We start from the raw sequence: 24,636 nt of genomic DNA, 5'->3' as shown, positions 1-24,636 counted from the left end.
CCTACCAGAATGGCTATAATGATGGAACAGAACGAATGTTTGATAGACAGAACGGAGAGAGAGTATGACGAATCATATTGCGTTATTTGAACCACTATTTCCAGCCAATACGGGAAACATCGCCCGGACCTGTGCCGGCACAGATACGGTCTTAGACCTCATCAAGCCGCTGGGGTTCTCGGTCGATGATGCCCATTTGAAACGGGCCGGCCTGGACTACTGGGACAAGGTCGATGTCCGCTACCACGAAAACTTACCGGAATTTTTAGCGTCAATTCCGGACCCAACGCAACTCTACTTAGTCTCAAAATTTGCGGATCAGGACTACACGGAACCCGATTACAGTCTAAACGATAACGACCACTACTTCTTGTTCGGTAAGGAGACCACGGGGTTACCCGAACCGTTCATGCGTAAGAACGTCGAGAAGTGTATTCGCATTCCCCAAGATGACCGCCACATTCGGGCGCTGAACCTCTCGAATTCGGCTGCCATTGTCATCTACGAAGTCTTGCGGCAGCAACAATTTCCGAATCTCGAACGGGTTCATCAGTACCCACACGATAAGCTGAAATAATTTTTGAAAAACGAAAGGGGGCCGCTTCTTGGCTACGAAACGAAAGACGTCTCGGCGTCGGCCAGCAAAACGTAAACCGACTAAGCGGCGGACGACGAAAAAGCAGCCGTTTCCCTATACCAGTAATGTCATTGGGCTGGTACTTCTAGCCTTAGCCGCACTGGGCCTCTTCAATCTCGGTCTCTTAGGGACGTTATGGGCCAATCTGATCCGCTTAGCCATCGGGGATACCTATCAGTTTGGTCTCGTCTTAATTGGGGCCTTGGGTGCCGCCTTGGCCGTCACGGGAGTGTTACCCCAGCTGGCGCGACACTATTGGCTCGGTGGGGGTCTAATCTATGGGGGATGGCTCCTGTGGATTACGGCCAATCACTTTATTGAAGTTGATCAACACAGCCAGTTTCTTGCCATCACCTGGCAGGCCGGGTTAGCCGACCTGTGGAGTGGGGGCCTGACCGCCCAGCTCGGTGGTGGAGCCATTGGGGCGTTTGAACTCAGTATTGTGGCCTGGTTGATTGCCTTAGTGGGGGCCCAGGTTGCCGCGTGGCTCATCATGCTCGGTGGGGTCATCGTCTTCTTCCAGATTCCGTTCGCGGATATTCAGCGGTGGATTCAGACGATTGCCCGGACGCTGCACCACGGCGTTCAGGCCAGTGGCGATGCTCTGAAGCGTGGTAACGAGAAGGCTAAAGATCTGCGTGCTAAACGTGAGACAGCCAAGCCCACGAAGGCGACACCACCGGTCACGCCGACCGATCCGGACGCCAAGGATCTGCCAGAACCGGTGGCTACGGCTAAACCGGCCAGTCAGAAACCCAGCTACCATATTACGGTGGCGAATGAGCAGTCTCAGACGCCAAGCAGCGCGGCCGCAACGCCGGCATCCGCCGAAGCCGAAGAGGACACTGCGGGGCTGGTCAACAGCACGCCGGTCGATCCGAATTACAAATTACCCACGGCTGATCTTCTGAAACAGGTGCCACCAACCGATCAGACCGATGAGGTGAACGCTATCGACGCCAACACGAAGATTTTGAAGCAGACCCTCGATAGTTTTGGCGTGGATGCCGAAGTCAAGAACGTTAGCCTTGGCCCCTCCGTGACCGAGTACGAACTGCACCCGGCCATCGGGGTCAAGGTGTCACGGATTGTCAATCTTGCCGATGACTTGGCACTCGCATTGGCGGCCAAGGGCATTCGGATTCAGGCACCGATTCCCGGAAAGTCCTTGATTGGGATTGAAGTGCCCAACAAAGAAGTGTCGACCGTGGCCTTTCGCGATGTCGTCGAAGCCCAACCGGCTCACCCCAATAAACCATTACAGGTGCCGTTGGGGCGTAACGTCACGGGGCAGGTTGTTAGCATGGATCTGACCAAGATGCCGCATTTACTGATTGCCGGGGCCACTGGGAGTGGTAAATCCGTGGCGATCAATGGCATTATTACCAGTATCTTGATGAATGCGCGGCCCGATCAGGTTAAGCTCATGTTGATTGACCCGAAGAAGGTCGAGCTGAGTGTTTACAATGGGATTCCCCATCTGTTGACGCCGGTGGTCTCGGAACCTAAGAAGGCCGCCCGGGCTCTGCACAAGGTCGTCGCCGAAATGGAACGCCGCTATGAACTCTTTTCGCAGTTCGGACAACGGAAAATTTCTGGTTACAACGCGTTTGTGCAGAAAGCCAACGCCGAGGACGATCAGGCGCGGCCCACGTTGCCGTACATCGTGGTCGTCGTCGATGAATTGGCCGACTTGATGATGACAGTCTCCAGCGAAGTCGAAGACGCCATCATTCGGTTGGCGCAGATGGGCCGGGCCGCTGGGGTGCACATGATCTTGGCAACGCAACGACCATCCGTCGACGTCATCACTGGTCTGATCAAGGCTAACGTGCCATCCCGGATTGCCTTTGCCGTGTCCAGTGGGATTGACTCCCGAACAATTCTGGATACCAACGGGGCCGAAAAGCTTCTGGGTCGCGGGGATATGCTCTATCAGCCCGTCGACGCGAACTCGCCCGTGCGGGTCCAGGGGGCATTTATCCCGGACGAAGACGTGGCCAACGTGGTCGACTTTATCAAGCAACAACAGACCGCCGACTACGACGAGGACATGATGGTTAGCGACGAGGAGATTCAGCAAGAAGAGGCCGGCGACAGTGATGATGAGCTGTTTGACGATGCCCTGAAATTCGTGGTGGACCAACAAAAAGCCAGCACGTCACTCCTTCAGCGGCGGTTCCGCATCGGGTACAACCGTGCGGCGCGCATCATGGATGATCTCGAGCAGCGGGGGTACATTGGCCCACAGGAGGGAAGTAAACCCCGCCAGGTCTACAAGCAACCGGACAGTTCGGCCGACCAGCCAGAGACATCGGAATAAGACGTTAAAAACGTCTACAGAGTAAGTGACTTAACTAAGTCTCTCCCCAGCCGTCAAGATGATTGGCGGACAGGGTTAACGGGCGTATCCTGTTAACTAAATGGGGGGAGGCTTTTTCGATGGTATTGGGGATGTGGACCAATTGGCTTAAAGCCGTGAGTGAGCTTATCATTCTCCTGGGAATTGTGAGCTTACCACTCTTGCGAGAACGGCGACGTAAACGGCAAACGCGGGCCCGAATTAATCAGAATATTCACCGGTTAACGCTGACCTTACTAGCGAATCCACAGCGTGATGTGCAGTGGCAGACGGACTATCAAAGCTTACAGACGCTGCTGAGTGTCTATGCTTCGCTGGCCACCAGCGGATTAGAGACGGTGGTGACGGAGACGGGGCGAGACCTGCTCGACCTGATCGGAAAGGCCACGCCCAGTCGCCAAGCTGTGGACCAGCAGTTGGCGGCCTTAACCCGGTGTCAATAAAAGAATCCTATGGTTAGCGTTCTGGCGCGGACCATAGGATTTTGACGTTTTGGGGGTGTCGTGTAACTTTTTGCCTACGGTTGCCAGCCATTCTCGACTCGCTGACGGTTGCGGATGGCACTGTTCGCCTTACCGTTTGCGACCTATGAGCTGGAACGCGGTGGGGGGACTGTACTAGTCCCTGTCAAGTTGTCATTCGAAATAATATAAAATGGATATTTACTCTAAGCGGCTTCATTCCAGTATTCTACTGGGGTGAGGCCGTTTCTTTCTGGGGAACGATCCAAGTAATTAAAGTAGTGGATGCCTTCGTTTACCAGCTCCACAAACTCTCGATACGTTTTTGGCATTGGATGACGTTCCATCCAATGCGCTTTAAATTCATTCCACCAACGCTCCATTGGCGCGTTGTCGTAAGGTGTTCCTGGTCGGGACATACTGCGCATCACTTTATGTTCTGACAGAAAGTTATTGAAAGCTTTAGCGGTGTAAGCAGCTCCACGGTCCGTATGGATCAGTGGGTGTACATCGCCAGCCTGTTCAAAAGCCTGTTTAAAAACCTGGATCTCTGCCACAGCTGTTTCTGTAGTGCTCAAAAATGAGGCGATCAGTCTCCGGCCGCATAGATCTAAAACACCACTCAGTCGGATTTTGAATTGACCCTTTGGTCCGTAAGACAACTCAGTCGAATCCGCAAGCCAAACCTGGTTGGGACCGGCGACTTTAAAGTTACGATTCAAAACATTGTCCTGAATGTATTGTTCCTGTTCCTTGATACGTTGGCGCTTCTTAACCCGAATCTGACACTTGATATTCAAGTTACGCATAATTCGTTTAACACGCTTGATTGTTACCTTAAACGTCACCTGTTCATCATGCTGTAGATTGGACAAGATCTTGCCAGCTCCGATTGCTTGATGATGTTGATTGAACCAATAAGTGATTCGCTTTTCTAGAAGCCGCTCTTGAGTCTCCCACGGCGTTTCTTGCCGATGAAAAGACTTGTTATAAGCTTGCCGACTAACTCCGATATGCGTCAATAATGTCTTAATGGCGCCTCGCTTTCCTTGACTGACCTCACTGATTGCCTGATATGCCAGTCGATGTTGCTGATTCACCCCTTGTGCTGAATTTCTTGAAATTTTTTTACGAATTCTTTCAGTAATTCCATGTCGGCGACTTGACCTTCTAGTTGCTTAATCCGCAAATTGGCCTTATCTAAGTCGGTTAATTCTCGTTGTGGCTTACGGTGTCCGCGTCGATCCTCTAAGGCGTTGTAACCACCTTTCTTAGCTCTAAGCACCCACGAACGGGCTTGTTGGTAGGAGACGCTGTAATGTTCAGCTGCTTCGTTATATGAGTGGTTCTGCTTGGTAATGTACTCAACCACTTCAATACGCTCTGCCAGAGTAGTTTTTCGGCTCATCGTTGGGACCTGCTTTCTAGACGGGGTTGCCGTCACAGTTTTGTCCCTATTATACCTGGAAACCCAGTAATTTACCTGCGTAGCTGAGCGCAAACCATACTTCATTGCTACTTCTCGTTGTGAACCTTCGCCGTTCAAAAAAGCATACACGACTCTTAGCTTAAAGACCTCACTGTATCTGCGACAACCTTTAGATTCTTTAAGCCCATCAAAGCCATCTCGTTTGTACAACGCCCGCCACCGAATGACCGCCTCCTTGTCTGCCAAACCATGTTCTCTGGCAAAGCCAATATTAGTTTGACCTGATGCTTCAAACTCATTAATCAACTCCAGCTTCTCCACGGCACTATACTTGATCTTCGACATGTCATATTCCCTCCGTTGATTGTCAGATGAATTATATTATTTCATTTGACAACCCCAAAGGGATCATAACAGACGCTCCGAGCCTGAAAAGCGGTCTCGGAGCTCGCTTGGAACCGCCCAGAATCGGCGTTTCCAAGTCGCCATTATCTAACCGGCTGATGCCGCTAAGATAATCCCACGGCTGAGCTCATAGGTCGCTTCACTCACGGCTACGGGTTTGCCAGAGGGAACGTCTGTGGACTGAGAAACGGTTCTCCGGCTCGGTTTGAAGTCTGACCAAGATCGTCAACCTCCAACGGCCACTCTGTAAGCTAACTCAGAACATCAGCTAAGACTGCTGTTATGGCTACCTCCATCTCTGACTGTCTCCGGTTACGATGGTTGAAAACTACTGAACGCGCGGCAATATCGTTGCAGTGGCAACATTCGGCTAGCTGAATTGGATACGTCTCATGCAGCCGTGAGTGAGTCAAATTTGGTCTCAGCCGTGGGATTTTTCGAGCGCTCTGCTTGGAAAATGACGACTTTGAGACGTTGGTCATCGGCTCAAAGCGAGGGAAAAGACCGCCCTTTGGCTTTTCCCGATCCTGCCCACAGCGATCCAGACCAGATTTGACGAACGGTAAGGCGGACAGCATCATCTATGTTGAAGGACAATGTAAGCGTAACCAGTTAATTAGCTAACTTACCTTATTGATAGTCAGAAATCGTCGCCTAGCCGGTTAAAAAGGCACTGCGTGACGGAATGAATGGTCGACCACGCTTTGTGGTTTTTATGCAAAATTAAAAGGCAAGTTTCTCAGGAAAAACACTATCCTGCGAAGCTTACCTCTTGGACTTGCTTAGTTCATGAACGCGGTAATGGCACCGAAAACAAGTGACCCAATCGTTGCGATGATCATAATCCAAACAAAAACGTTGAGAATCTTTTGAAATGTTGATTTCTTTTTCTTTTCCATACGTGAATAGCCACCTCTTTACGTCCCATTTTACTCAACTAGTTTACCGTGGCGTCGGTCGAAATGCAACAGGTTCGGGTAACTTGTCAAGGAGTTGTTACAAATCTCGATTGCAAGTCCCCCGCGAAATCTCTATAATATAACGAAGACTAGCAGTGGGGGGAAGTAACATGAAGTTTTGGACATCGCCGGGCGGGCAACTGGCCATACTGGTGATTGGGTTCTTGCTCATTCGGGGCGTTAAAGCTTTGCTACGACGGCGTTGGCCAGCGTGGCTAAGCACCTGGGATCTGATGGCGCCCCTCTTTTTAGGGTGCTCACTCATCTTGATTCCGGCAGGGGCGGGGGTTATCATGCCCTGGCTCGTGATTGGCTGGATGTTGGTGGGAATCGTGGTGACTTTGCTACAGGCGATTCGCAACCACGAGATTTTGTATCCCAGCTTCTTCAAAACATTCTGGCGCCTAACCGATTTGTACTGGCTTCTCGGATTTGGCGTGTGCTTTTTACTTGTAATTAGTTAGTTAATGCATAAATATTAATAATTTTGATTATTGAACCGGTTTTTGGGTGAAATATGAAGGGTTTCCAGCCGCGGTGAACAGATGTTCGCCGCGGCTTTTTTAAGCTTTGTGGGGAAATTTATAAAAATTCGGAAACGTTGTGGTAGAAAGTGGGGGCATGTGGTAAACTTGACAATAGTTACAAATAGGGGGTAATGGCCATGTTCATGGGCGAATTTGAACATTCAATCGATACCAAGGGCCGGCTCATTATCCCCGCAAAATTTCGGGAGCAGCTTGGCGAACAATTTGTGGTGACCCGCGGGATGGATGGGTGTTTATTCGGTTATCCCATGTCCGAGTGGTCAGCCTTGCAAGAAAAATTGAAAGCCTTGCCAGTCAACCGTAAAGATGCACGGGCCTTTGTCCGGTTCTTTTACTCCGCTGCGACGGAGTGCGAGCTGGATAAGCAGGGACGAATCAACTTACCCAAATCTTTACAAGAGCACGCCGCATTGACCAAACAGTGTGTCATCGTGGGTGTGGCGAACCGCTTTGAAATTTGGAGTCAAGAACGGTGGGAACAATTTTCTACCGCCGCCGAAGAAGACTTCGACGATATCGCCGAAAATTTAATCGACTTTGGGATGTAACTCGGGAAGGGAGAGTGTTCATGGAAGACTTTCATCATGTAACGGTTTTGTTAAATGAAGCAGTGGCGGGGTTAGCCATCAAGCCAACGGGCACCTACGTTGACTGCACTCTCGGTGGTGGCGGTCACAGCCAGCACATTCTGGAGCAGTTAACCACGGGTCACCTGTACGCATTTGACCAAGATCAGACCGCAATTACTTACAATCAAGAACACTTAAAGAAGTACGTTGACGAGGGAAAGCTCACGTTTATCAAGCGTAACTTCCGCCAAATCAAAGAAGAACTCAACGCCCGGAACATTACCGAGGTCGATGGTATTCTTTACGACCTCGGTGTTTCTTCGCCGCAATTTGACGAAGCCGACCGGGGATTTAGTTACCAACACGACGCACCGCTAGACATGCGCATGGATCAGAGCGCCAAGTTAACCGCTTGGATCGTGGTCAATGAATGGGACTTCAACGACTTGATGCGCATCTTCCACCGTTACGGTGAGGAGAAATTTGCCAAGCCGATTGCCCGGGCCATTGAACGCCACCGGGCCACAGCCCCCATCGACACGACGGGGCAACTCGTTGAGATTATCAAGGAGGGGATTCCCGCTGCCGCTCGGCGCCACGGGGGTCATCCTGCCAAGAAGGTCTTTCAGGCGATTCGGATTGCCGTGAATGACGAACTCGGCGCCCTAGAGGATTCTCTGGAACAGGCCATCGACCTGCTGGCACTTCACGGCCGGGTCAGTGTCATTACCTTCCAGTCGTTAGAAGACCGGTTAGTCAAGACCATGTTTCGTGAACATTCCTCCTTACCGGAACTTCCCCACGGTATTCCCGTGATTCCGGATAACTTGCAGCCCGACTACCAGTTGGTTAATCGTAAGCCGATTACGCCTTCGGAGGAGGAATTGGCTGCTAACCACCGAGCTCATAGTGCCAAGCTTCGCGTTTTAGAAAAAGTTAAATAGTCAAACCAATTACTAAATATTGACATAGGAAGATGATCAATTATGGCGCAAAATAATTTAGCTGAAGCCGTTCCTCTCACACAGGAACCCCAACAACGCCCAAACATAGAACAACCGCAACGGCAAGCGCAGCCGGAGGTTCACCCTCAAGGCAATCCTAATAGCCAAAAATTACCGGTTTCTAAATTTGAAAAATGTTTGATGACCGTTTGCGGCCTCGTTTTGGCTGTGCTGATGGTCTGTGTCGTTTCCGCGAAAATTTCCTTGAGCAATGCCCAGCACGAACTGCAAAGCGTCAACAGTGCTGTGACCACCTATACCAATCGTAATACCAACAAGCAACAACAAATAAATGAGTTGCAGAGTCGCAGTCGGCTTGATAAAATTGCTAAAAAGCAAGGTCTATCTCTCCAAAACGACCGCATAAGGAATGTTAACAAATAATGAAGGATCCAAATAAGCGACAAATGATGAATAAGCAGCCCCGCAGGAACCGGAAGTACGTTGGCCAGTTTCTGTTTTTCCTTTTCATTGCGGTTTTTATCCTCATCGTTGGTCGCTTTTCGTATATCTCCATTGGAAAAAAGGTTCAAAACGTCAACCTGAGTGCTTCCGCTCAGAAGTTGTATACGGCGAACGAGACCTTGAAGGCCAAGCGGGGGACCATTTACGATGCCAACGGCCAAGCCATTGCCGAGGATACCAGCGTCTACTCCCTGTACGTCGTCTTAGATAAGCGACAGAAGAGTGTGGACGGACAGAAGCTGTACGCCACGAATAAGGAAAAGATCGCGACCGTGTTGGCCAAGAATCTGCCAATCAGTCGCGAGAAGGCCCTCAAGATTCTCAACCCCAGTTCGGGTCATCCGTTTCAGGTTGAATTTGGGACGGCCGGCCAAAATATCTCGTTGACCACCAAGCAGAAGATTCAAAAGGAACATCTCAACGGGGTCAACTTCATTCAGCAGGAATCTCGATTGTATCCCAATGGAACGTTTGCCTCGCATTTGATCGGGTTGGCGCAGGCTAAGACCGCTAGCGATGGTCAGACCACGCTGACGGGGTCCATGGGAATCGAGCAGGCCTTCAACAAGCAACTGACCGGGACGAACGGCTCGCAGAAGATTAAGAAGGATATGTATGGCTACCAACTTCCCGGGACGAAACAGAAGTATAAGAAGGCCAAAAACGGCGATAACGTCTATACCACGTTAGACACCCGGTTACAGACCCTACTGGAAACGGAAATGAGTAGCGTACAAAGTCAGGTCAAGGCCAACTCGATGAACGCGGTTCTGATGAACGCCAAGACCGGGGCTATTCTAGCGGCGACGCAACGGCCAACCTTCAACGCCACGACCAAGAAGGGCATCGATCAGATCTGGCGGGACACGTTGGTTCAGGACGCTTACGAACCGGGGTCGACCATGAAGATCTTTACCCTGGCGTCATCCATTGATAGTGGCAACTACAATGGGAATGCGACCTACCAATCTGGGAAATACGCGATTGGCAATCAGACCGTTCCGGACTGGAACACCTCTGGCTGGGGTACCATTACCTATAACAAGGGGGTTGCATTGTCCAGTAACGTTGCCATGGCCCATTTGGAACAACAGATGGGGGCCAAGACCTGGAAGAAGTATATCGACCGCTTCCGCTTCCTCAAGAGTACCAACTCTGGGTTGCCCGGCGAGTTGAGTGGGAGCATTGCCTTCCAGCGGCCGATCGAACAGGCCGACACGGCGTTTGGTCAAGGGATTCAGGTCACGGTCTTCCAGATGCTACAGGCCATGACGGCCGTCAGCAACAACGGGAAGATGATGAAACCTTACGTGATCAGTAAGGTGACCGACTCGGACACCAACAAGACGGTGAAACAGTACTCGCCTAAAGTCATGGGCAACCCCATTTCGGCCAAAACGGCCAAGGCTGTCCGAAAACATATGGAAGATGTCGTCTATAAGAGTTATGGTATTGGGAGTGACTACAAGATGAGCGGGCAGCGAGTCGCGGTGAAGACCGGGACGGCGCAGGTCAGCAACGGAAAGGGGTATCTGTCAGGCGATGACAACTATCTGTACTCCGTCGCTGCCACGGTCCCCGCTAGCAATCCTAAGTACGTCATGTATATCACGATGAAGCAGCCACATCTCGGCAGCAAGACGGCAACCCAACTACTGGCATCGATCATGAAACCCGTCATGGCGCGGGCACTTCAGGAGGATACCGAAGCCAAGACAACCAAGGTATCCAAGATGCCAGCCGTCACGGGCAAGTCATTGACGGCAGCCACGGCGGCGTTGACCAAAGCTGGCGCCACGGTCACCACGTTAGGCAGTGGGCAGAAGGTCACCAAACAATCTGTTTCTGCCGGCACCACGCTGTATCAGAATCAACGGGTCTTCTTGAATACGGGCGGCACGGTCGCTCTGCCAAGTTTAACCGGCTGGTCGAAGGGTGATGTGGTAAAATTAGCTCAGATTGAAGGCCTTAAACTGAACGTGACGGGCGATGGCTACGTGACGAAGCAAAGTATTAAGGCGGGTACCACCGTTGCCTCGGGTGCAACGTTAACAGTTACCCTGAAACAAAATAAATAAGAACGAGGATTGAGAAAGAGAAATGATGAATGTTGGTTTACCCTTACTGGGTGGTTTTATAATTACCGTGGCGTTTATGCCGTCACTAATCCGCTACTTTAGAGCGCGCCATGAAGGCCAGATGATTCGAGAAGAAGGCCCCACGTGGCACGAGAAAAAGTCCGGCACGCCAACCATGGGTGGCCTGCTGTACATCATCGCGATTGTCATCATGACCTTGGTGACGAGCTGGGCGCTAGCCCCACACCACGTTCTATCCACGACCTGGATCTTATTGTTTATCTTGGTCCTGTACGGCGCGTTGGGGATGTGGGACGACAGTATCAAGCTGTTCCACCGTCAAAATGAAGGACTGAAGGCCTGGCAGAAGTTGCTGGGTCAAATCGTCGGGGCCCTGATTCTATTCTGGGTCTACATCCACGAGCAGCTCCCAATGGCGCTTCACGTGCCGGGGCTGGGCGACTGGCACATGAGTGGCTGGTACGCCGTCTTCATTATTATCTGGTTGGTGGGCTTCTCGAATGCGGTGAACCTAACGGACGGGCTGGATGGTCTGGTCAGTGGGTTGGCCAGCATTGCCTTTACGGCTTACGGTATCGTTGCCTACCAACAACATCAACTCAACATTGCTATCTTTTGTTTTGCCGTAGTCGGCAGTCTTCTCGGTTTTCTCATCTTTAATCACAAACCCGCCAAGATCTTTATGGGTGACACCGGTTCTTTAGCATTGGGTGGCGCGTTAGCCGCGGTTTCCATCCTGTTGCATCATGAACTATCGTTGCTGTGGATTGGGTTGATCTTTGTGATTGAGACCGCGAGTGTTATGTTGCAAGTTGCCTCATTCAAGTTAACGGGCAAACGAATTTTCCTGATGAGTCCGATTCACCACCACTTCGAAATGAAGGGTTGGAGTGAATGGAAGATTGACTTAACCTTCTGGGGAATTGGTTTGATTACCGCGTTAACTGGGGTGTGGACGATTCTTGCACACTAACGACTGACGACTAATGGGCTAGCTTGCTCGTTAGGGCGGGGCTAGCCTTTTTTAGTCGAGTGAAGGGTGCCGGGGTCGTGACTAAGCCGCAGTTTTAAGGGAAACTTGCCGAATATCGAAGATTTCTTGTAGATTTTGGCAGATTTAGTGAGATAAGCCGGCTAACCTGATAAACTAGGGGTAGTGTCAATTTTAGAGCTAAGTAGGTCCGCCGTCGTTCTGACGACGGACAGCAACAATATAAAATGAAAATAAATCAGCAACACTAAACGAATGGAGAGCGAACGGTGTTATGAAGCAGATCACGACATATGCAGGGAAAAAGGTTCTGGTCTTGGGATTGGCCAAGAGCGGAACCAATGCAGCCAAATTATTAAAGCGTTTGGGGGCTAAGGTGACCGTCAGTGACGTTCAACCACTGGAAAAGAATCAGGATGCCCAGGAGTTGCAGGCAGCCGGTTTTCAGGTGATTTTAGGGAAGCAAACGCCGGATCTGTTAGATGCCGGATATGACTTGATGGTGAAAAATCCGGGGATTCCCTACGATGTTCCCGTCGTGAAGCGTGCGTTGGACCTGAAGCTACCCATCATCACCGAGATGGAACTCACCAGTGAAGTGGCCGAGGCCGAGATGGTTGCCGTCACGGGGAGCAACGGCAAGACCACGACGACCACGATGATCCAGAAGATGCTGGATCACGATCGGACGGCTGGTCACGCGGTGTACGCCGGTAATATTGGGGTTCCTGCTAGTAAGGTGGCCCAAGAAGTAACGGCCGACGATACGCTGGTGCTGGAAGTTTCCAGCTTCATGCTGGTCGGAACTACCAAGTTTCACCCGCACATCGCCGTTTTAACCAACATTTTCTCGAATCACTTGGACTATCACAAGACGCGGGCCAACTATGTTGCGGCCAAGATGAAGATTACGGCCAATCAAACGGCCGACGATTACTTTGTCGTCAACTTCGATAATCCCGAATGGCGGGAATTAAGTCAGCAGTCTGCCGCCAAGGTTGTCCCGTTCTCCCGGCTGAATCAGTCGCAAGATGGAGCCTACGAGGTTGACGGGGAGTTGTACTTCCGCGGTGAAAAGATCATGGCCGCCAGCGAGATCAAGGTGCCCGGTGATCATAACGTCGAAAATGCGTTGGCCGCAATTGCGGTCGCTAAGATCAAGGGGGTCAGCACCGCCGCGATTGTCAGCGTGCTGAAGAGCTTCGGTGGTGTGCGTCACCGGACGCAATACGTGTTAGAAGCCGAGGGCCGTCAATACTACAACGACTCTAAGGCTACCGACATGGAGGCCACTGAGATGGCCTTGAAGGGGTTCAACGCACCGGTCGTGTTATTGGCTGGGGGCTTGGATCGGGGCTACACCTTTGAGAAGTTGGTGCCGTCGCTGAAGGCGCACGTCAAGGCCATTGTACTCTTCGGTCAAACGGCTAAATTACTGGAAGACGCGGCAAAACAGGCGGGCGTGAAGACCATCAAGACGGTCGAAAACGCCGAAGCCGGGGTGCCAGTCGCTTACCAACTGAGCGCTCCGGGCGATATTATTCTCTTATCGCCAGCCAATGCCAGTTGGGATCAATACCGGAACTTTGAGGTCCGCGGCGATCGCTTTATCAAAGCCGTGGAGAAGCTTACGGGTAAGCAGGAGGAAAAGTAAATGCGACTAATCGTATCGGGTGGCGGTACCGGTGGGCATATTTACCCGGCGCTGGCCCTAATTAAAGCCTTAAAGAAACGAGACCCCCACGCAGAAGTTCTCTACGTGGGTTCAGAACGGGGCCTGGAGAGCAGTATTGTACCAGCCAAGGGCATTCCGTTTAAGTCCACAAAGATTCAAGGATTCAAGCGTTCCCTGTCGTTGGAGAACTTCAAGACGCTGTATCTGTTCCTCAAGAGTGTTCACGAAACGAAAAAAATGATCAAAACCTTTAAGCCTGACGTGGTCGTTGGGACCGGGGGCTATGTCTCGGGTGCCGTGGTGTATGCCGCTAGCCGGCTCCACGTCCCGACGATGATTCACGAGCAAAATAGTGTGGTAGGGATTACCAACCGATTCCTCAGTCGCTACGTGGACCGGATTGCCTACGTCTTCGATGCAGCGCTGGACCAATTGCCAGCCAGCAAGATGGTGAAGACTGGGAATCCACGGGCGCAGGAGGCTGCCGAAGTCGTCAGTGACTTCAACTGGCAGTCCTACAACTTGAAGGATGACGTCCCAACGTTGCTCATCTTCGGGGGCTCACAAGGCGCTCTCAAGATTAATGCGGCAACGGTGGCGGCCATTCCCGCCTTTAACCAGCGCGACTATCAGGTGGTCTTTGTCACCGGACAGAAGCGTTACGATGGCGTGATGGAACAGCTCAAGGGCACCACGCTTGGTGACAACGTGGTTGTGAAACCGTACATTCCGAATATGCCGGAGGTTCTGCCTAAGGTGGCGGCCATTGTGGGTCGTGCCGGGGCCACCAGCATTGCCGAGATTACGGCCGATGGGATTCCGTCCATTCTAATCCCGAGTCCTTACGTCACGGCGGACCATCAAACCAAGAACGCGCAATCGTTGGTTAATGTGGGGGCGGCGGAGATCATCAAGGAAGCCGACTTGACCGGGGACACCCTGGTGGCCAAGGCCGATCAACTGATGACCGACGATGATTTGCGGCAAGACATGGCGTCTGCGTCCAAGCAATTGGGTGTTCCAGACGCCGCGGACCGGGTCTTGGACGTGGTTCTTTCACTCAAGCGTGACTAGCGCGCTAATCCAGTAAGTGGGAGGTGTGCGGCTGTGAAGTTTCGTTTGAACCGCAACGATAAGAAGCAACAAGAAACGTTGACGCCCTGGGAGAATTACCAGCGAAAAGCAGCGGCCCAGCGAAAGCAAGCCAAAGCACCGAAGTGGATTCATCAAGCCAAACGCATTGGGGATAAATTACCCCGGTTAAAGCACCAACGCAACCGCAAGTTGGTCCGCCGGTTAACGTTACTGTTGACCAGCTTTGCGGTGGTGATTGCCGCGATGGTTTACCTGATTTCGCCGCTCAGTCACCTTCAATCCGTGACCGTGCGGGGGGCACAGGCGCTGAGCACCCAACGGGTTCAGCGGGCCGTCCAACTTCAACCGGGAGATTCAATCTTCAAGCTGCTGGGGCACACGCAACGTTTGGAACGACAAGCGCCCCAACGAAATTCACGGTTAAAGCGCGTCACGATTCACTTTCAACGGCCCAACCAGGCCACGGTTCGGGTGACCGAGTACGCGACCGCGGGGTACGTGATGAAGCAAAATCGTTACTATGAAGTCTTGGAAAATGGTATTGTTAGTGAACAGTCGGTGACGCAACCTAAGAGTGGCACGCCGGTGTACGGTAACTTTAAGAGTTCACGAACACTGCACCGTATGATTCTGCAATACGCCAAGCTTGATTCGGAAATTAAACGCAATATCAGCGAAATTCATGATGCCCCGAATAAAGATAATCCCAATCGGGTGCATCTGTTCATGAATGACGGGAACGAAGTCTACGCCAGCATCCCGACTTTTGCCCAGAAAATGGCCTATTATCCGGGAATTGCGGCGAAGATGAAGCAAAAAGGTGTGGTCAATTTGGAGGTCGGGGCGTACTCGTACCCCTTTACAAAATAATTCATTTTGATTGCAACGGCGAAAAAGCGTCAATAAGGCTTTTTCAACCCCTAGTAAATGTGGTAAACTGAAAAATAATTAGGGGAAAAAGCGAATTCATGCAGTGTTGATATTAGATTAACTTAGGAGGTTCCTTTTTCTATGGATAATTCAGGGATGTACGTTGGTCTCGATATAGGAACCACCTCAATAAAAGTCATTGTTGCTGAGAATGTTAAAGGGCAAATGAACGTTATTGGTGTGGGAAACGAACGTTCGAATGGTGTCAGCCGCGGGGTAATCGTGGATATTGACAAGGCAGCTGAAGCAATTCAGCGCGCCGTTCGACAAGCCGAAGAGAAGGCCAGCATCGAAATTCACGATGTGATTGTGGGAATTCCCGCAAATATGTTAAAAATTGAACCATGTAGCGGCATGATTGCCATTGACGATCAGTCACGCGAGATTACCGGACGAGATGTCCAGACGGTGGCAAATGCCGCCTTGATCCAGAGCCTGCCACCGGAACGCGAGGTCGTCGACATTTTAGCCGATGAGTTCGTGGTCGATGGGTTTGACGGGATTAAAGATCCACGCGGAATGGTGGGGGTTCGTCTCGAGATTCACGGGACGTTGTTTACCGGACCGAAGACGATCATGCACAATACCCGCAAAGCCGTGGAACAGGCTGGTCTTAACCTGCGGGGAACAGTTATTAACCCGATGGCTCAAGGCATGATGGTGATGAATGATGGCGAACAGGACTTTGGGACCATCTTAGTCGATCTCGGCGGTGGTCAATCCACGGCCGCTGTGATTCACGACCATCAGTTAAAATACATTGATGTCGACCAGGAGGGTGGCCAGTTCATCACCAAGGATATCTCGGTGGTCCTGAACACCTCTCTGGACAGCGCGGAGAAGTTGAAGCGTGACTACGGTTACGCCGATTCGACCCAAGCAAGCGACGAGGATGAATTTCCCGTCGACGTCGTTGGTCAAAGCCAACCGACGCCAATTTCGGAAAAATACTTAGCTGAAATCATTGAAGCGCGGCTCGACCAGATTTTCCAACGGTTACGGTCAAACTTAGACAAGGTCCAAGCCTTAGAATTACCGGGGGGTATCGTGTTGACCGGTGGCGTTGCTGCGCTACCTGGCATCACTGACTTGGCCACGGATGAGTTTGGGACGAACGTGCGGGTCTACGTGCCCGACCAGATGGGGCTTCGGCACCCATCGTTCACCCTGGCCCTAGCTTTAGTGAAATACTTTGGGGGATTGAGTGAGATTGACTTGCTCATCAAGAGTGCTTTGACGGGCTCCACCCAATTAGCCGATGAAACGGATGAGATTCGGTCCCGCGAGGCCGCCCAAGAGGCAGCGAATAACGCGGCGAACCAATCCGCTCAGGCTCCGAAGGCCAAACAACCAAAACAAAAGAAAAAGCGAACTGATGGGTTCCGGAAGTTCTTTAGCGACTTCTTCGACTAACGCGAGATGGAGGAATAGACAAATATGGAATACTCACTAGATTCAGCGCAAAACCACGGCGCGACTATCAAAGTTATCGGTGTCGGTGGCGGGGGTAACAATGCCGTTAACCGGATGATTACCGAAGACGTCAAGGGTGTCGAATTTATCGTGGCCAACACCGACGTCCAGGCCTTAGAGGCTTCAAAGGCTGAGACCAAGATTCAACTTGGGCCGAAGCTGACCAAGGGTCTCGGTGCCGGGGCCAACCCAGAAGTGGGCGCCAAGGCAGCCGAAGAAAGCGAAGAACAGATTACGGAAGCCTTAGATGGTGCCGACATGGTCTTCGTGACGGCCGGCATGGGCGGGGGTACCGGGAACGGTGCCGCACCTATCGTGGCTAAGATTGCCAAGGACAGCGGTGCCCTGACGGTTGGGGTTGTCACCCGGCCATTTAGTTTTGAAGGTCCACGACGGGCACGGTTCGCCGCTGAAGGGGTTGCCGCAATGAAGGAAAGCGTGGATACGCTGATCGTCATTGCCAACAACCGCTTGTTAGAGATTGTCGACAAGAAGACGCCAATGATGGAAGCCTTCCAAGAAGCTGACAACGTCCTCCGTCAAGGGGTTCAAGGAATCTCTGACTTGATCACGAGTCCCGGTTACGTGAACTTGGACTTTGCCGACGTGAAGACGGTGATGAAGGATCAAGGAGCCGCCCTGATGGGAATCGGGTCTGCCAACGGTGAAAACCGGACGGAAGACGCCACCAAGAAGGCCATCTCCTCACCATTACTGGAAGTTTCCATCGATGGTGCCGAACAAGTCTTGCTGAACATTACGGGTGGTCCGGACCTGTCCTTGTTTGAAGCCCAAGCTGCTTCACAAATCGTTTCCGACGCCGCTACCAGCGACGTGAACATCATCTTCGGGACGTCCATCGACGAAGAACTCGGCGATGAAGTCCGGGTAACGGTGATTGCAACCGGGATCGACAAGAAGAAGGAAGAACGCGAAGCGGCCCAACACAGTCGGGTGGCACGGCGTGAAGCTGGTCAAGCTACGAACACAGCAGATACCACAAACGCCCAAGCGCCTAAGGATACCAACCAAGATCCGTTTGGCAACTGGGACATTCGCGAACCCGCGCACCGGCCAGAACCGAAGCCAAGTTCATCCCGTGATGAATTTGCCGGGGTCGATAAGCCAGACTTCAACATCTTCAACCCAAGCTCAAACAATGATAATGCGGCAGATGACAGTAACAAGGGTGAGGATACGCCACCATTCTTCAAGCGGCGGCGTAAGTAAACTCATTCCGGTAGTAGTCGTTATGAGAGGAGTGGCCAACCATGGCGGAGAAGTTTAGTCTTAGCAAATTTTTCGGTGTGAACGATGATTATGACGAAGACTATCAGGAACCTGAGTCAACTCCGGTAGCGAAATCAACGCCAGCTACCCCTAATCGGCCGGTTGATAGTCGAAAGGTGGTTGCCATGCGCAATGCAAAGCCCAATGCCAGTCATATCGCAATTTGCGAACCGCGAATTTATTCCGATGCCAAGTCAATTGCCAAGCAACTCACGGGCGGCGATGCCGTGATCGTGAATTTTGCCCGGGTCGACGAGTCTCAGGCGCAACGCATCGTGGATTTCCTAAACGGGACCGCATTTGCGGTTGGTGGCGAGATTAAGCGGATTGGTGAACAGATTTTTCTGTGTACCCCGCATAACTTTGAAGTTAGCGGAGACGTCGCAGCTAATTTAGGAACGCAGTTTACGAAGTAAAGGAGCGACGCCTTGTTAACAATAGTGAATTTAATTTTTCAAGTCCTCAGCTGGGCCGTTAGCGCATATATCCTGTTGATTGTGGTCTACGCGTTAATGAGCTGGTTGCCGGGCGCATACCAGTCGAAATTGGGTCAATTCATTGGCCGACTGGTTGAACCATTTCTAAGTTACTTTAATTTCATTTCGGTGGGACCCTTAGGCTTCGGCCCAGTCGTGGCCATCATCGTCCTATCGTTAGTTCAATATGGTTTACAATACTTGCAGTACATTGTCATGAGCTTGCTGTACTGAGTTTGCACGTTTGACAAGTCGAGGGGAGGTTTGAGACGTGGATGAGAACGTCATGCAACATTTCCGGCCCGATGAGGCATCCTTCATAGATGCCGTTGGCGGCTGGCTACAACAGGTGGCCGACGAATACCGGCCCGTCCTCACGCATTTCTTGAACCCACGGCAAGTGTACATTGCCACCACGTTGGCGCATCGGGCCGACGTGAAAGTTCAATTCAGCGGGGGTCACCATTTGGCTGAGATGCAGCGCGCCCTGTTTTTTCCGGATTACTACGAACCCGAGGCTAAAGACTTCGAGTTGACGCTCTTGCGGGTGGACTATCCGGTAAAATTCGCGACGTTGCACCATAGCCAGATTCTCGGCACTTTACTGGGCTCGGGAATCGAAAGAGAAATCTTAGGCGACATCCTGACCGACGGGGAAGTCTGGCAGGTGATCACGGAAACATCGATGGCCGACTATTTGACGGGGCAAGTCGATCACATCGGTCGGGTCAAGGCCCGGCTAGTCGTCAGTGACTTTGACGCCTTGATTCAGCCGATCGATGAGTGGGAAGCGGAGTCCGCGACCCTCTCGTCTCTGCGGTTAGATAACATCGTGGGAACTGGCTTTCATTTGTCCCGTCACCGGGCGAAGGAACTCATCGAGGGCAATCACGTTCGGGTGAACTGGACGGAGACGCTCAAGCCGGATTACGAACTCGACGTCGCGGACATTGTGTCCGTCCGCGGGTTCGGTCGGGTTCGGCTGGACGAAGTGGCCGGTCGAACGAAAAAGGAAAAAATTCGGGTCACCCTAGCGGTGTTGAAGAAATAGATGCGGAGGGAACACAATGGTACTAAGTCCATTAGACATTCATAATAAAGAGTTTGGCACGAAGATGCGTGGCTACAACGTCGATGAGGTCAATGACTTCTTGGATCAAGTGATCAAGGATTACCAAATTACGTTGAACCATAACAAAGAATTGGAAGAACAATTGGATGCAGCCAACGGGAAGCTCAAGTATTTTAATGACTTGAAGGACTCCTTGAACCAGTCTATTTTGGTGGCACAAGAGGCTGCGGACAAGGTTAAGGCCAATTCTCAAAAGGAATCCGAAATCATCATCAGAGAGGCGCAAAAGCAAAGCTCCGATATCGTTTCTGAAGCCACGAACAAGGGCAATCAGATCATGGATGAAGCCTCGAAGCGCGCTAAGAAACTGGCCGTCGAGACGGATGACTTGAAGAAGAGTACCCGGGTCTTCCGGCAACGGCTCCAAGTTATGCTGGAAAGCCAGCTTGAGGTGGTCAAGTCCAATGATTGGGACAGCCTGCTGAAGGAAGGGTCCATGTCGAGCTACGAGGAAATCAAGAAGGTCGTGGGTGACCGGCTTGACAACGACCAGTCTCAAGGCGTAAACTCAGATGCATCGCAACCGGAAAGTGCGGCAACCGCGACGGAAACGCCGGTCGTTGACGCCCCAGTTGCGGATGCAGCTTCGAATGAAGATAATGGCGAGACCGTTGTGATTTTCCCAGATAACGATCAACCGCATTTTGACCAGGATAAATAAATCATAAAAATGGCAGAGAAATCCGCCGACTAAAACAGAGGATACGAGCGAGTTAGCGATGGTGGAAGGCTAACATCCAGCCTGTTTAGTGGGTATCATTCTCCAAGCCCCGTGGCTGAACTAACAGTAAGCAACGGCGGAACACCCCGATACGGTGTTGAGGGAAGACGATGCAGATCGTCTTCTGAATTTGGGTGGTACCACGAACGATTTCGTCCCTTGCGGCGAGGTCGTTTTTTGTTTGTCTTAGCGGATGCGGAATGTGAAATTAGAAAAAGTTGGCGCATCAGTTTTGGGGAGCCAATGAGAAAAGGTTTGCTAAGCTTATCCTGAGCTAGAACTAGTAGTTGGTCAGCAACGGTTGTGTTGAAACAACAATCTTAGCCGTGAGGATGGTCCGCTAGATGCTCAGCCGTGTCGTTATGCTTAGCTGGCAGTGATTATCTGCTAGCTTAGCATAAGCCCGAGCTTGGAGACTCACGGGTTTGGTGAGGCTTCAAGTCGCGGCCACGGCGTTCCAGCGTCTAGCGGACCATCCGGTAAGGCGAATGAAAGTACAAAATCCGGTGTGGTTGACCGGTGAGCTGAGGCCAGTTATGGCTTGAGCTCACCGGTTCACCAACCGTGAAGGCATTAATTTAAAGGAGGAAATGACGGTATGCGAGTGAAAGACACGTTGAATCTGGGTAAGACCAAGTTCAAAATGCGTGGCAATTTGCCAGTTAAAGAAGTCGAACGGCAAAAAGTCTGGGCTGAAAACAAGATTTACGAAGCCCGCCAAAAATTAAACGAGGGGAAGCCAACGTTTATTTTGCATGATGGGCCACCATACGCGAATGGTCCCATCCACATGGGTCATGCGTTGAACAAGATTTCCAAGGATATTATCGTGCGTTACAAGTCCATGAGTGGCTACCGGGCACCTTACGTTCCTGGTTGGGATACTCACGGTTTGCCTATCGAACAACAACTGACCAAGGCCGGCTACGACCGGAAGAAGATGTCGACCGCTGAATTCCGTGACCTGTGTCGCGAATACGCGTTGAAGCAAGTTAACTTACAACGCGATGGGTTCAAGCGGCTAGGTGTTTCCGCCGAATGGGACAATCCTTACTTGACCCTGAAGCCCGAATTCGAAGCCGCCGAAGTGCGCGTTTTTGGTGAATTTGCCAAGCGTGGCCTGATCTACAAGGGGAAGCGTCCCGTGTACTGGTCATGGTCTTCCGAATCCGCTATGGCCGAAGCCGAAGTGGAATACCACGATGTAACCTCACCATCCGCCTTTTACGGCGAAAAGGTTATTGACGGGAAGGGCGTCTTAGATGACGACACCTACCTGGTAGTGTGGACCACGACGCCATGGACCATCCCGGGTTCCGAAGGGATCACCATCGACGCCGGCATCGAATATGCCGTTGTTCAACCTGCTGGCGAAGACCGGAAGTTTGTCTTGGCTAGTGACTTGGTTGCAGAAAATGCTGAACGTTTTGGTTGGGAAGACGTTAAGGTCTTGAAGACCGTGATGGGTCAAGACATGGACAACATCATTGCCCAACATCCATTCATCGCGGACCGGAAGCTGGTTGTGATGTTAGGCGACTTCGTGACCACCGACTCTGGGACTGGTTTGGTTCATACTGCACCAGGCTTAGGGGAAGATGACTTTAACGTGGGTAAGCTTTACAACTTGCCAGTCCTAGTTCCCGTGAACGATCAGGGGTACATGACAGCTGAAGCCGGTCCTGACTTTGACGGCGTCTTCTATGACGATGCCAACCAGATCGCTTTGGACAAGTTAAAGGCCGCTAACGCCTTACTGAAATACATGCCTTACGAACACAGTTACCCCTTTGACTGGCGGACCAAGAAGCCCGTTATCTTCCGGGCAACGCCGCAGTGGTTCGCTTCCGTCGACAAGATTCGTGATGAAATCTTGGACAGCCTAACGGACGTGAAGTTCCAACCTGATTGGGGTAAGCGTCGTTTGGCCAACATGATCAAGGACCGTGGCGATTGGGTTATCTCCCGGCAACGGGTCTGGGGTGTGCCGCTCCCTATCTTCTACGGTGAAGATGGAGAAGCCATCATCACGCCGGAAACGGTGAACCACGTGGCCGATCTCTTCGGCAAGTACGGGTCTAACATCTGGTTCAAACGCGAAGCCAAGGATCTCTTGCCAGACGGTTTCACGAGTGAACACTCACCGAATGGCGAATTCACGAAGGAAAACGACATCATGGATGTTTGGTTCGACTCCGGTTCGTCTCATCAGGGTGTTCTGGCCGAACGTGATTACCTGGACTTCCCAGCCGACCTTTATCTGGAAGGTTCCGACCAATACCGGGGCTGGTTCAACTCTAGTTTAATCACGAGTGTTGTGGCAACGGGGAAGGCCCCATATAAGCAGGTGGTCTCCCAAGGATTTACGCTGGATAAAGACGGTCACAAGATGTCCAAGTCCATCGGAAATACGATTGCACCTGACGAAATCATTAAGAAGATGGGGGCCGACATCGTCCGTCTCTGGGTCACGTCCGTTGATTCTTCCGCCGATGTGCGGGTCTCAACTGAATCCTTCGTGAAGATTTCCGACAGCTACAAAAAGTTGCGGAACACCATGCGTTACCTGTTGGCGAACACCAGTGACTTCGATCCGAAGACCGATGCCGTGGCCGTTGACCAGTTGACGTCGGTTGACCGGCACATGCTGTACAAACTCAATGCGTTTACCAAGAGCGTGGAAGCCCACTACGATAACTTTGATTTCTTGAACATTTACAAGGAATTAATTAACTTCGTCGTTACGGACTTATCTGCCTTCTATCTGGACTTTGCCAAGGACATCCTGTACATCGATGCCGCTGACAGTAAGGCACGCCGCTCCATGCAAACGGTCTTCTACCAGATTGCCGTTAACCTGACCAAGCTGATCACGCCAATCCTGCCACACACGGCCGAAGAACTCTGGGGCTTCTTGAAGGAACCCGAAGGCTTCGTTCAATTGGCTGAAATGCCTAAGGTCTTGGACATGGACGATGCCAATGAAGTAGCCGACGACGGTGAAAGTTCCGCTTGGGACCACTTCATGAAGCTGCGGAGTCACGTCTTAAAGGCGTTGGAAGAAGCTCGGGATGCCAAGTTGATCGGGAAGGCCGCTGAAGCCCACCTCGACTTGTACATCGACGATCAGACCAAGACGCTGCTGGATAAGCTGAACATCAACGTTCAACAAATCCTGTTGGTTTCTGGACTGGACTTCGCCGCGTTGGATCAAGCACCAGCCGATGCGTTGACCTTTGACCACGTTGCGGTTAAGGTCACGGCCGCTGCCGGTGAGGTTTGTGATCGTTGCCGGTTGACCAAGGAAGATGTTGGTAGCGATGCTGACTATCCACACTTCTGTGCCCGTTGTGCCGCTATCGTTCGGGAAAACTTCCCCGAAACGGCAACGGAAGGGTTCGACGAAAAGTAAAGCTTAATCATTAAGTTCACTTTAAATTCATGAAATGTCGTAAGACTTGCCCGTCGTGGGTGGTCTTGCGGCATTTTTGAATTGGCGGGCGGTTCGCTCCGGATTATCTGTGGTCGAAGAAGCGGTTTAGGTCCCCATATTGTGGGGAGTTACATGGCAAGGTGGGCCAGTGTGAGCGACGCAGATACCAAGGATAAGCAACGGCGAGTCCCCGCGTTTGCGGTCGACCGGCCAAGCGAGTATAATTCGAACTATGTATGGGAGGGAATACCATGTTAACCGGAAAAGTAAAGAGTTATAGTGAACAACGCGGTTTTGGATTTATTACCACGCCTGAAGGTGAAGATGTCTTCGTGTACTACACGGGCATTATCGGTGAAGGGGAAGGCTTTCTTAAGCTGGAACCCGGCCAAACCGTGCAATTCGTGATTGTCCAAGGCATTCGTGGCCCACAAGCGGCGAAAGTGACGCCTGTGGTCACGGGCAGCACGGAGGAGGCTTAA

23 protein-coding genes are annotated in these 24,636 nt (G+C 51.6%); 20 read left to right on the top strand and 3 right to left on the bottom strand.

Annotation, left to right across the window (positions count from 1 at the left end; translation table 11 throughout):
* Positions 1-64: 64 nt before the first annotated feature.
* From KB236_04990 to KB236_04980, 3 genes are all read left to right on the top strand, one after another.
* Complete coding sequence (locus tag KB236_04990; protein ID UIF30085.1) at positions 65-577, top strand: tRNA (cytidine(34)-2'-O)-methyltransferase; 513 nt, start codon at positions 65-67, stop codon at positions 575-577.
* A gap of 28 nt (positions 578-605) precedes the next feature.
* Entirely contained in the window at positions 606-2,960 is a 2,355-nt protein-coding gene (locus tag KB236_04985) for a DNA translocase FtsK (protein ID UIF30084.1), read from the top strand.
* A 119-nt stretch (positions 2,961-3,079) separates the two neighbouring features.
* On the top strand, positions 3,080-3,442 hold the full coding sequence (locus KB236_04980; GenBank protein ID UIF30083.1) for a hypothetical protein: 363 nt from the start codon (positions 3,080-3,082) through the stop codon (positions 3,440-3,442).
* 224 nt (positions 3,443-3,666) lie between these two features.
* On the opposite strand, the gene KB236_04975 is transcribed toward KB236_04980, so the two are convergent.
* The 3 genes from KB236_04975 to KB236_04965 form a co-directional block, all read right to left on the bottom strand.
* A complete protein-coding gene (locus tag KB236_04975; protein ID UIF30082.1) occupies positions 3,667-4,560 on the bottom strand; it encodes an IS3 family transposase in 894 nt (297 codons plus the stop codon).
* Complete coding sequence (locus tag KB236_04970) at positions 4,557-5,234, bottom strand: transposase (GenBank protein ID UIF30081.1); 678 nt, start codon at positions 5,232-5,234, stop codon at positions 4,557-4,559. The genes KB236_04975 and KB236_04970 overlap by 4 nt, the downstream gene beginning before the upstream one ends.
* Before the next feature lie 842 nt (positions 5,235-6,076).
* Positions 6,077-6,193: a DUF4044 domain-containing protein gene (locus KB236_04965; GenBank protein UIF30080.1), complete on the bottom strand. Its 117-nt coding sequence runs from the start codon at positions 6,191-6,193 to the stop codon at positions 6,077-6,079.
* A 170-nt stretch (positions 6,194-6,363) separates the two neighbouring features.
* Between KB236_04965 and KB236_04960 the strand changes: the two genes are divergently transcribed.
* The 17 genes from KB236_04960 (at position 6,364) to KB236_04880 (ending at position 24,636) form a co-directional block, all read left to right on the top strand.
* Complete coding sequence (locus KB236_04960) at positions 6,364-6,717, top strand: DUF3397 domain-containing protein (GenBank protein UIF30079.1); 354 nt, start codon at positions 6,364-6,366, stop codon at positions 6,715-6,717.
* A 200-nt stretch (positions 6,718-6,917) separates the two neighbouring features.
* Positions 6,918-7,349, top strand: coding sequence for a division/cell wall cluster transcriptional repressor MraZ (gene mraZ, locus KB236_04955; GenBank protein UIF30078.1), 432 nt, complete (start codon positions 6,918-6,920; stop codon positions 7,347-7,349).
* 20 nt (positions 7,350-7,369) lie between these two features.
* On the top strand, positions 7,370-8,314 hold the full coding sequence (gene rsmH, locus KB236_04950; GenBank protein UIF30077.1) for a 16S rRNA (cytosine(1402)-N(4))-methyltransferase RsmH: 945 nt from the start codon (positions 7,370-7,372) through the stop codon (positions 8,312-8,314).
* Between the two features lie 42 nt (positions 8,315-8,356).
* Positions 8,357-8,758 carry a cell division protein FtsL gene (gene ftsL, locus KB236_04945; protein UIF30076.1) on the top strand — a complete coding sequence of 134 codons (402 nt, stop codon included), beginning with the start codon at positions 8,357-8,359 and terminating at the stop codon, positions 8,756-8,758.
* Positions 8,758-10,917 carry a PASTA domain-containing protein gene (locus tag KB236_04940; GenBank protein ID UIF30075.1) on the top strand — a complete coding sequence of 720 codons (2,160 nt, stop codon included), beginning with the start codon at positions 8,758-8,760 and terminating at the stop codon, positions 10,915-10,917. Before ftsL ends, KB236_04940 begins: the two co-directional genes overlap by 1 nt.
* A 22-nt stretch (positions 10,918-10,939) precedes the next feature.
* On the top strand, positions 10,940-11,911 hold the full coding sequence (mraY, locus tag KB236_04935) for a phospho-N-acetylmuramoyl-pentapeptide-transferase (protein UIF30074.1): 972 nt from the start codon (positions 10,940-10,942) through the stop codon (positions 11,909-11,911).
* A 292-nt stretch (positions 11,912-12,203) separates the two neighbouring features.
* Positions 12,204-13,583: a UDP-N-acetylmuramoyl-L-alanine--D-glutamate ligase gene (gene murD / locus KB236_04930; protein UIF30073.1), complete on the top strand. Its 1,380-nt coding sequence runs from the start codon at positions 12,204-12,206 to the stop codon at positions 13,581-13,583.
* Entirely contained in the window at positions 13,584-14,678 is a 1,095-nt protein-coding gene (gene murG, locus KB236_04925) for an undecaprenyldiphospho-muramoylpentapeptide beta-N-acetylglucosaminyltransferase (GenBank protein ID UIF30072.1), read from the top strand.
* 33 nt (positions 14,679-14,711) lie between these two features.
* On the top strand, positions 14,712-15,569 hold the full coding sequence (locus tag KB236_04920; GenBank protein UIF30071.1) for an FtsQ-type POTRA domain-containing protein: 858 nt from the start codon (positions 14,712-14,714) through the stop codon (positions 15,567-15,569).
* A 141-nt stretch (positions 15,570-15,710) separates the two neighbouring features.
* Positions 15,711-17,042 carry a cell division protein FtsA gene (ftsA, locus tag KB236_04915; protein UIF30070.1) on the top strand — a complete coding sequence of 444 codons (1,332 nt, stop codon included), beginning with the start codon at positions 15,711-15,713 and terminating at the stop codon, positions 17,040-17,042.
* A gap of 24 nt (positions 17,043-17,066) precedes the next feature.
* The gene (gene ftsZ, locus KB236_04910) at positions 17,067-18,332 is read left to right on the top strand and encodes a cell division protein FtsZ (GenBank protein ID UIF30069.1); all 1,266 of its coding nucleotides are present in this window, start codon (positions 17,067-17,069) and stop codon (positions 18,330-18,332) included.
* Positions 18,333-18,373: 41 nt separating this feature from the next.
* Positions 18,374-18,808, top strand: a complete 435-nt coding sequence (gene sepF / locus KB236_04905) for a cell division protein SepF (GenBank protein UIF30068.1) — start codon at positions 18,374-18,376, stop codon at positions 18,806-18,808.
* Between the two features lie 12 nt (positions 18,809-18,820).
* Positions 18,821-19,102 carry a YggT family protein gene (locus KB236_04900; GenBank protein UIF30067.1) on the top strand — a complete coding sequence of 94 codons (282 nt, stop codon included), beginning with the start codon at positions 18,821-18,823 and terminating at the stop codon, positions 19,100-19,102.
* Positions 19,103-19,139: 37 nt separating this feature from the next.
* A complete protein-coding gene (locus tag KB236_04895; GenBank protein ID UIF30066.1) occupies positions 19,140-19,919 on the top strand; it encodes an RNA-binding protein in 780 nt (259 codons plus the stop codon).
* Between the two features lie 16 nt (positions 19,920-19,935).
* Positions 19,936-20,661, top strand: coding sequence for a DivIVA domain-containing protein (locus KB236_04890; protein ID UIF30065.1), 726 nt, complete (start codon positions 19,936-19,938; stop codon positions 20,659-20,661).
* A 658-nt stretch (positions 20,662-21,319) separates the two neighbouring features.
* Positions 21,320-24,133 (top strand): isoleucine--tRNA ligase, encoded by a 2,814-nt coding sequence (gene ileS, locus KB236_04885; GenBank protein UIF30064.1) that lies wholly within the window; start codon positions 21,320-21,322, stop codon positions 24,131-24,133.
* A 272-nt stretch (positions 24,134-24,405) separates the two neighbouring features.
* The gene (locus KB236_04880; protein UIF30063.1) at positions 24,406-24,636 is read left to right on the top strand and encodes a cold shock domain-containing protein; all 231 of its coding nucleotides are present in this window, start codon (positions 24,406-24,408) and stop codon (positions 24,634-24,636) included.

The sequence above is a fragment of the Levilactobacillus brevis genome, assembly GCA_021383565.1.
GTDB lineage: Bacteria > Bacillota > Bacilli > Lactobacillales > Lactobacillaceae > Levilactobacillus > Levilactobacillus brevis_B.
Note: the sequence above shows the minus strand (reverse complement) of the source record. Positions and strands in the feature narration are given on the sequence as shown.

Coding starts and splice junctions, on each gene's coding strand:
- ileS (UIF30064.1), top strand. CDS start 21,320: ATGCGAGTGAAAGACACGTTGAATCTGGGTAAGACCAAGTTCAAAATG.
- KB236_04890 (UIF30065.1), top strand. CDS start 19,936: ATGGTACTAAGTCCATTAGACATTCATAATAAAGAGTTTGGCACGAAG.
- KB236_04980 (UIF30083.1), top strand. CDS start 3,080: ATGGTATTGGGGATGTGGACCAATTGGCTTAAAGCCGTGAGTGAGCTT.
- KB236_04970 (UIF30081.1), bottom strand. CDS start 5,234: ATGTCGAAGATCAAGTATAGTGCCGTGGAGAAGCTGGAGTTGATTAAT.
- murG (UIF30072.1), top strand. CDS start 13,584: ATGCGACTAATCGTATCGGGTGGCGGTACCGGTGGGCATATTTACCCG.
- KB236_04965 (UIF30080.1), bottom strand. CDS start 6,193: ATGGAAAAGAAAAAGAAATCAACATTTCAAAAGATTCTCAACGTTTTT.
- ftsL (UIF30076.1), top strand. CDS start 8,357: ATGGCGCAAAATAATTTAGCTGAAGCCGTTCCTCTCACACAGGAACCC.
- KB236_04880 (UIF30063.1), top strand. CDS start 24,406: ATGTTAACCGGAAAAGTAAAGAGTTATAGTGAACAACGCGGTTTTGGA.
- KB236_04990 (UIF30085.1), top strand. CDS start 65: ATGACGAATCATATTGCGTTATTTGAACCACTATTTCCAGCCAATACG.
- mraZ (UIF30078.1), top strand. CDS start 6,918: ATGTTCATGGGCGAATTTGAACATTCAATCGATACCAAGGGCCGGCTC.
- sepF (UIF30068.1), top strand. CDS start 18,374: ATGGCGGAGAAGTTTAGTCTTAGCAAATTTTTCGGTGTGAACGATGAT.
- mraY (UIF30074.1), top strand. CDS start 10,940: ATGATGAATGTTGGTTTACCCTTACTGGGTGGTTTTATAATTACCGTG.
- ftsA (UIF30070.1), top strand. CDS start 15,711: ATGGATAATTCAGGGATGTACGTTGGTCTCGATATAGGAACCACCTCA.
- rsmH (UIF30077.1), top strand. CDS start 7,370: ATGGAAGACTTTCATCATGTAACGGTTTTGTTAAATGAAGCAGTGGCG.
- KB236_04960 (UIF30079.1), top strand. CDS start 6,364: ATGAAGTTTTGGACATCGCCGGGCGGGCAACTGGCCATACTGGTGATT.
- KB236_04940 (UIF30075.1), top strand. CDS start 8,758: ATGAAGGATCCAAATAAGCGACAAATGATGAATAAGCAGCCCCGCAGG.
- ftsZ (UIF30069.1), top strand. CDS start 17,067: ATGGAATACTCACTAGATTCAGCGCAAAACCACGGCGCGACTATCAAA.
- murD (UIF30073.1), top strand. CDS start 12,204: ATGAAGCAGATCACGACATATGCAGGGAAAAAGGTTCTGGTCTTGGGA.